7 protein-coding genes are annotated in these 7,131 nt (G+C 68.8%); 5 read left to right on the top strand and 2 right to left on the bottom strand.

Annotated elements, in window-relative coordinates; all coding sequences use genetic code 11:
* Together AC3XYG_RS27745 and AC3XYG_RS27740 are read left to right on the top strand one after the other, a co-directional pair.
* Positions 1-228 (top strand): LysR substrate-binding domain-containing protein (locus AC3XYG_RS27745; protein WP_489143110.1); only part of this gene is annotated, 228 nt, incomplete at its 5' end.
* 150 nt (positions 229-378) lie between these two features.
* Positions 379-1,323 carry a methylenetetrahydrofolate reductase gene (locus tag AC3XYG_RS27740; protein WP_489143109.1) on the top strand — a complete coding sequence of 315 codons (945 nt, stop codon included), beginning with the start codon at positions 379-381 and terminating at the stop codon, positions 1,321-1,323.
* Between the two features lie 67 nt (positions 1,324-1,390).
* Here the strand turns inward: AC3XYG_RS27740 and bioD are convergent, their stop codons facing one another.
* A complete protein-coding gene (gene bioD / locus AC3XYG_RS27735) occupies positions 1,391-2,038 on the bottom strand; it encodes a dethiobiotin synthase (protein WP_489143108.1) in 648 nt (215 codons plus the stop codon).
* A gap of 167 nt (positions 2,039-2,205) precedes the next feature.
* Positions 2,206-3,243 carry a GlxA family transcriptional regulator gene (locus AC3XYG_RS27730; protein WP_489143107.1) on the bottom strand — a complete coding sequence of 346 codons (1,038 nt, stop codon included), beginning with the start codon at positions 3,241-3,243 and terminating at the stop codon, positions 2,206-2,208.
* Between the two features lie 240 nt (positions 3,244-3,483).
* On the opposite strand from AC3XYG_RS27730, the gene AC3XYG_RS27725 reads away from it, so the two are divergent.
* From AC3XYG_RS27725 to AC3XYG_RS27715, 3 genes are all read left to right on the top strand, one after another.
* Positions 3,484-5,157: a formate--tetrahydrofolate ligase gene (locus AC3XYG_RS27725; RefSeq protein ID WP_489143106.1), complete on the top strand. Its 1,674-nt coding sequence runs from the start codon at positions 3,484-3,486 to the stop codon at positions 5,155-5,157.
* Positions 5,158-5,265: 108 nt separating this feature from the next.
* On the top strand, positions 5,266-5,832 hold the full coding sequence (locus AC3XYG_RS27720) for a tyrosine phosphatase family protein (protein WP_489143105.1): 567 nt from the start codon (positions 5,266-5,268) through the stop codon (positions 5,830-5,832).
* Between the two features lie 148 nt (positions 5,833-5,980).
* Positions 5,981-7,131: sarcosine oxidase subunit beta family protein (locus tag AC3XYG_RS27715; protein ID WP_489143104.1), on the top strand; the 1,151-nt coding region annotated here is incomplete at its 3' end.

Genomic DNA, 7,131 nt, shown 5'->3' with positions numbered 1-7,131 from the left:
ACCGATTCCAGCTACGCCAAGGACCTCGCTTTGGCCGGCGCCGGCATCGCCTATGTGTTCGAGCCGCTGGTCCGGCACGAGCTGCGTGACGGCCGGCTGCGCTGGCTGCTGCCGGCGACGGCGATCGAGGAGGCCGGGCTGTTCCTCTACTACCCCCGGCGCGCCGGCACGGCACCGAAGCTGCGCGCCTTCATCGCGGTGGCGACGGAGATCCTGGCCGCGGACTAGGCACCGGCCGCCCGGCCGCAGCTGTCGCAATCGCGCCGCGGTGTCGCCTTCCGGACAGTTCCGGTCGTCGCGGACGCAGCAGGAAAGCCCCGTCATCACCATCTTGTGATCACGCGCCGGTGCTGGCGCCGTGCCCATGGAGGTCGGTGAATGCTCGGGTTCAATCGGTCGACCGCGAAGATCGTCTCCCTGCCCACGCCCAAGACGGCGGTGGTCGATCTGTTCCGCGGCTTGTCGATCGAGTCCGCCCCCGGCATCGCCGCCAAGACCGCCAGCTACGGCGCGCATCTGGCGCCCGAGACCCCCGTCTACATCACCATGCTGCCGGGCGCCGATCTCGGCGAGATCGTGCAGACCGCGGCGCGGCTGCGCGGCGAAGGCCTGGTGCCGGTGCCGCACATCGGCGCCCGCAGCCTGGCAAGCCACGTCGAGCTCGATGAGTATCTCCGCCGCCTCGCCGGCGAGGCCGGGGTCGACCAGGCCCTGGTGATCGGCGGCGGCGTGTCCAGCCCGGTCGGCCCGTTCGACCGCACCATGCAGGTGCTGGAGACCGGCCTGCTGCAGCGCCACGGCATCAAGACCATCGGCGTCGCCGGCCACCCCGAGGGCAGCAAGGACATCCCGGCCGACGAGGTCGCCCGCGCCGTGGCCGAGAAGAACGCCTATGCCAAGGCGACCGGCACGTCGATGTACATCGCCACCCAGTTCTGCTTCGACGCCGAGGCGATCATCGCCTGGGACCGCGCGCTGCGCCGTGCCGGCAACGAGTTGCCGATCCATCTCGGCCTGGCCGGCCCGGCCAAGCTGAAGAGCCTGATCCACTATGCCGCAATGTGCGGCGTCGGCCCGTCGATCCGTTTCCTGACCCGCCAGGCGATGAACATCGCCAAGCTGGCCTCGGTGTCGGTGCCGGACAAGCTGCTAACCGAACTGGCCGATTACCGCGTCAAGGAGCCGGGCTGCGGCCTGGCCCAGCTGCACCTGTTCGCCTTCGGCGGGCTGGAGCGTTCGGCACGCTGGGTCAAGGCGATGCAGGATGGCCGCTTCACCTTCGACGGTCGCGGCGGCTTCGCCATGGACGAATCGCTGGACTGAACCACATCCGATCGAAATGAAAACGGGCGCCCTGGTGCGCCCGTTCTGTTTCGGCTGGGCCGATGTGTCAGGCGGCGATCGCCTCGGCGACGATCTCGCCCAGCGGCGGCACGGCATGGGCCAGCTCGGCGATCACGGCGCGGGTGACGCGCTGCAGCTCCGGGATCTCCAGGATCACCGGCACGCCGCCATGCTTCTCGATCGCGGCGCGGTTGCCGGCGTTCAGCGGGCCGTTCATCACCACGCCGGCGATCGGGATCTTGCGGCTGCGCAGCGCCTCGATCGTCAGCAGGGTGTGGTTGATCGTGCCGCGCGCGCTGCGGGCCACCACGATGGTCGGGAAGCGCCACACCGCCAGCAGGTCGATCGCCAGCGCGGCGCAATCCAGCGGCACCATCAGCCCGCCGCCGGGGCCTTCGATCAGCAACGGTCGGGTGCAGAAGGGCGGCACGATCGACGCCGGGTCGATCTCGCTCTCCTCCAGCGCGGCGGCGGCGACCGGGGCCAGCGGTGCCTGGAAGGCGTAGCGCGGCGGCTGCAGCCGGTCGGCGGTCAGGCCGGTCAGGGCGGCGATGGTCGCGGTGTCGCCCTGCTTTTCGGCCAGGCCGGTCTGCACCGGCTTCCAGTAATCTGCGTCCCAGGCGGTGGCCAGGCAGGCGCAGGCAATGGTCTTGCCGACTTCGGTGTCGGTGCCAGTCACGTAGAATCGGGTCATGGGTGCTTGAGCGTCTCTGCGACGGGGCGGGCGGCGGCCGAAAGGGCCTGCCAGGTCCGGTCTTCGGGCATTCGGGTCCGGGATGCCGTTACGCGAAGCGACGGACTATGCACAGGTCGGACCATTGTGGCGAGTCCCGTCTTGCCGCAGCGCAGCATAGCTGGGTTTCACGCCATGACACGCTGCCGGACCGGCCGTTCCGGCATCGGCACGCCGCGCAGGATGGCGTTCGCCCGCTCCTCGCGCGGCGACCGGCCGTAGAGCTGGCGGTAGCATTTCGAGAAATGCGAGGCGGAGACGAAGCCGCAGGCCAGGGCCAGGTCGACGATCGGCAGGTCGCTCTGGTTGATCAGGTGCTGCGCCCGCTCCAGCCGCAGCTCAAGATAGTAATGCGCCGGGCTGTGGCCCATCTGCTTGCGGAACAGCCGCTCCAGCTGCCGGCGCGACAGGCCGACATGGGCGGCCAGATCCTCCTGGGGCAGCGGCTCGGCGATGTTCGCCTCCATCAGCTCGATCGCCGAGACCAGCTTCGGGTTGTGCACGCCGAGACGGGCGCGCAGCGGCAGGCGCTGGCGGTCATGCGGGCTGCGGATGCGGTCGACCAGACATTGCTCGGACACCTTGGTCGCAAGGTCCCGGCCCTGCCGCAGCGCGATCAGGTGCAGCATCATGTCGATCGCCGCGGTGCCGCCGGAACAGGTGAAGCGCTTGCGGTCGACCTCGAACAGGTCGCTCGACACCGGGATCTCGGGGAAGGTCTCGGCAAAGCCGGGCAGGTTTTCCCAGTGGATGGCGCAGCGATACCCGCCCAGCAGGCCGGCCCGGGCCAGGAGGTGCGAGCCGGTACACAGCGCACCGATGCCGACGCCCTGGCGTTCGGCCCGGCGCAGCCAGGCGAACACCTCATCGTCGCGATAGCGCTCTATGCCCAGGCCGGAACAGGCGAACACCATGTCCAGCGGCTTGGAGATGCCGGACTGGCGGCTCAGCTCGGCCAGCGAGGAATCGACGCCGACGCTGATGGCGTTGCTGGCCTTGACCGACTGGCCGTCCTTGGACAGCACGGTCCAGCGGTACAGCGGCTTGCCCGCCATGCGGTTGGCGATGCGCAGCGGCTCGACCGCCGAGGTGAAGGCGATCATCGAAAACTGCGGAATCAGCAGGAATCCGATGGTCTCGGTGTCGTCGGCTGGATCCTGGCCCATTGTTCCTATGCCTCCCGGCGGCGTTTGCGCCTTGTCTGATGAATCGGTAGCACGGGTCGCAAATTCGACAAAGGGCCGGCATGCGACGGACCTGTTATGGATGAATGATTGAAATGCATGGCTCACGGTCGGCGTCCCGCGCCGGTCGCGCCGGGGCCGGGCCATGTCGCCGCAGACGAGGCGGCCCGTCGGATGCTATGCGACGATCGGGCCGGAAGAACGGGCTGGGGAGCTTTTGCCATGGCGGTACTGTCGGATATCGAGATCGCGCGCGCGGCCACGCTGCAGCCGGCCACCGAAGTGGGGGCGAAGCTGGGGATCCCGGCCGACGCGCTCTACAGCTATGGTCCGAACATCGCCAAGCTGACGCGCGGCTTCGTCGACAGCCTCGACGGCCGGCCCGAGGGCAAGCTGATCCTGGTCACCGCCATCACCCCGACCCCGGCGGGGGAGGGCAAGACCACCACCACCGTCGGCCTCGGCGACGGGCTGAACCGGATCGGCAAGAAGGCGGCGATCTGTCTGCGCGAGCCGTCGCTCGGCCCCTGCTTCGGCATCAAGGGCGGCGCCGCCGGCGGCGGCCACGCCCAGGTGGTGCCGATGGAGCAGATCAACCTGCACTTCACCGGCGACTTCCACGCCATCAGCAGCGCCCACAATCTGCTGGCCGCCCTGCTCGACAACCATGTCTACTGGGGCAATGTGCTCGGCATCGACACCAGGCGGGTGACCTGGCGGCGGGTGATGGACATGAACGACCGGGCGCTGCGGTCGACGGTCAGCAGCCTGGGCGGTGCCGCCAACGGCTTTCCGCGTGAAGACGGCTTCGACATCACCGTGGCGTCCGAGGTGATGGCGATCTTCTGCCTGGCGAACAGCCTGGCGGATCTGGAGGCGCGGCTGGGCCGGATCGTGGTCGGCCAGACCCATGACCGCAAGCCGGTGACGGCGAAGGACCTGAAGGCGGACGGGCCGATGACCGTGCTGCTGAAGGACGCATTCATGCCAAATCTGGTGCAGACGCTGGAGAACAACCCCGCCTTCGTCCATGGCGGGCCTTTCGCCAACATCGCCCATGGCTGCAACTCGGTGATGGCGACGAAGACGGCGCTGCGGCTGGCCGACTATGTCGTCACCGAGGCCGGCTTCGGCGCCGATCTCGGGGCCGAGAAGTTCTTCGACATCAAGTGCCGCAAGGCCGGGCTGAAGCCGGCAGCGGCCGTCATCGTCGCCACCGTCCGGGCGCTGAAGATGCATGGCGGCGTGTCGAAGGAGAAGCTGGACCGCGAGAACGTCGCCGCGCTGACCCGCGGCTTGGCCAATCTCGGCCGCCACATCCGTAATGTCGGCCAGTTCGGGGTGCCGGCGGTGGTGGCGATCAACCGCTTCTCCGCCGACACCGAGGCCGAGCTGCAGGCGGTGCGCGACTATTGCGCCGAACACGGGGTCGAGGCGCAGGTCTGCACCCACTGGTCCGACGGCGGCGCCGGGACCGAGGAGCTGGCGCGCAAGGTGGCGGACTTGGCCGACAGCGGTCAGGCGCAGTTCCGCACCCTGTATGACTACGACCTGCCGCTGTGGGAGAAGATGCGGACGGTCGCCACCGCGATCTACGGCGCCGGCGAGGTCGTTGCCGACAAGCGGGTGCGCGACCAGTTCGCCCAGTACCAGAAGGGCTACGGCCATTTCCCGATCTGCGTCGCCAAGACCCAGTACAGCTTCTCCACCGACCCGTCGCTGAAGGGGGCGCCGTCGCACCACACCGTCTCGGTGCGCGAGCTGCGGCTGTCGGCCGGGGCGGAGTTCCTGGTGGCGATCTGCGGCGACATCATGACCATGCCGGGCCTGCCGAAGGTGCCCGCCGCCAACGCCATCCGGCTCGACGGCGACGGCTTGGTGCAAGGGCTGTTCTGAGGTCGCTGCCGGCCCCACATGACCGGTCCGCACAGCTGGCTCCTGGCATCGGCGTTTGACCCGATGGCGGCGGCGGGGAAAAATCCGGCCTCAACCGAGGACCATGCCATGCTGCTGCACCCCGACCGCCATCTCACCGTCTGCGGGCTCGACGAGATCGCCAGCTTCCGCGCCGCCGGGGTCACCCATGTGCTGTCGATCGCCGATCCTGGCACGCCGGCCGAGACCTATTTTGACGGCTTCACGCCGCACCGCCGGCTGGACCTGCGGTTCCACGACATCATCGACGAACTGCCGGGATATGTCTTCCCGATGCCGGAGCATGTCGAAGCCATCCTCGGCTTCGGCGAGGCGATGGCGGCGGAGGGCGAAAGCCTGCGCCACCTGCTGGTGCACTGCCATATGGGCGTGTCGCGCTCGACCGCGGCGATGCTGATGCTGATCGCCCAACGCCATCCGGGCGAGGAGGAAGCGTCGGTGGCGCGGCTGGCGGCGATCCGGCCCCAGGCCTGGCCGAACACGGTGATGATCGGCTACGCCGAAGCGGCGCTCGGCACCAAGGGCCGCCTGCTGGAGGCGCTGCGCCCGCAATACCGCCGCGCCGCGGTGGAGCAGCCGGAGCTGATGGCCCTGCTGCGCCGTGTCGGCCGCGGCCGCGAGATCCCGACGGACTGAGGCTGGATTCGGCGGACATCAAGCCGACCCTCTCCCATCGTCATTCCGGCCTTGGCGCGGTGCGGCGCCTGCGCGTCGCGCTCAAGCTTGCGACCGGAGACCGCGCTCTGCCACGATGCCGGCTCACTTCAGGACCGGCATCCGATCGATGACGCGCTATTCCATCTTCACGCTCGCGCGCAATGCGCTCTCGCACCATGAAGGTTGGCAGAAGGCCTGGCGTTCGCCCGATCCCAAGCCGGCCTACGATGTCATCATCGTCGGCGGCGGCGGGCACGGGCTGGCCACCGCCTACTACCTGGCCAAGGAACACGGCATCACCAATGTCGCGGTGTTGGAGAAGGGCTGGATCGGCGGCGGCAACACCGGACGCAACACCACCATCGTCCGGTCGAACTACCTGTTCGACGCCTCGGCCTTCATCTACGAGCACGCGCTGAAGCTGTGGGAAGGCCTGTCGGCCGACCTCAACTATAACGTCATGTTCAGCCAGCGCGGCGTGATGAACATCTGCCACGACCCGCATGAGGAGCGTGAGCTGAAGCGCCGGCTGCACGCCAACCGGCTGAACGGCATCGACAGCGACTGGCTGTCGCGCGAACAGGTGCTGGAATTCTGCCCGGCGCTGAACCCGGACCCGACCATCCGCTTCCCGGTCCATGGCGGCACCGTGCAGCGCCGGGCCGGCACGGCGCGGCATGACGCGGTGGCCTGGGGCTATGCCCGCGGCGCCGACAGCCGTGGCGTCGACATTATCCAGAATTGCGAGGTCACCGGCTTCCGCACCGAACAGGGCCGGGTCGTCGGGGTCGAGACCAGCCGCGGCTATATCGGTGCCGGCAAGATCGGCGTCGTCGCCGCCGGCCACAGCTCGGTGCTGGCCGACCTCGCCGGCTTCCGCCTGCCGCTGGAAAGCCACCCGCTGCAGGCGCTGGTTTCGGAGCCGATCAAGCCGGTGATCGACTGCGTCGTGATGTCGAATGCGGTGCACGCTTATGTCAGCCAGTCCGACAAGGGCGAGCTGGTGATCGGCGCCGGCATCGACGGCTATGTCTCTTATTCCCAGCGCGGCGGCTTCGCCGTGATCGAGGAGACGATCTCGGCGATCGTCGAGATGTTCCCGATCTTCAGCCGCATGCGCATGCTGCGGCAGTGGGGCGGCATCGTCGACGTGTCGCCGGACGCCAGCCCGATCATCGGCAAGACCCCGGTCGAGAACCTGTTCATCAACTGCGGCTGGGGCACCGGCGGCTTCAAGGCCACCCCCGGCTCCGGCCACGTCTTCGCCCACACCATCGC

Source organism: Inquilinus sp. (assembly GCF_057815775.1).
This window is presented reverse-complemented; position numbering and strand designations above follow the sequence as displayed.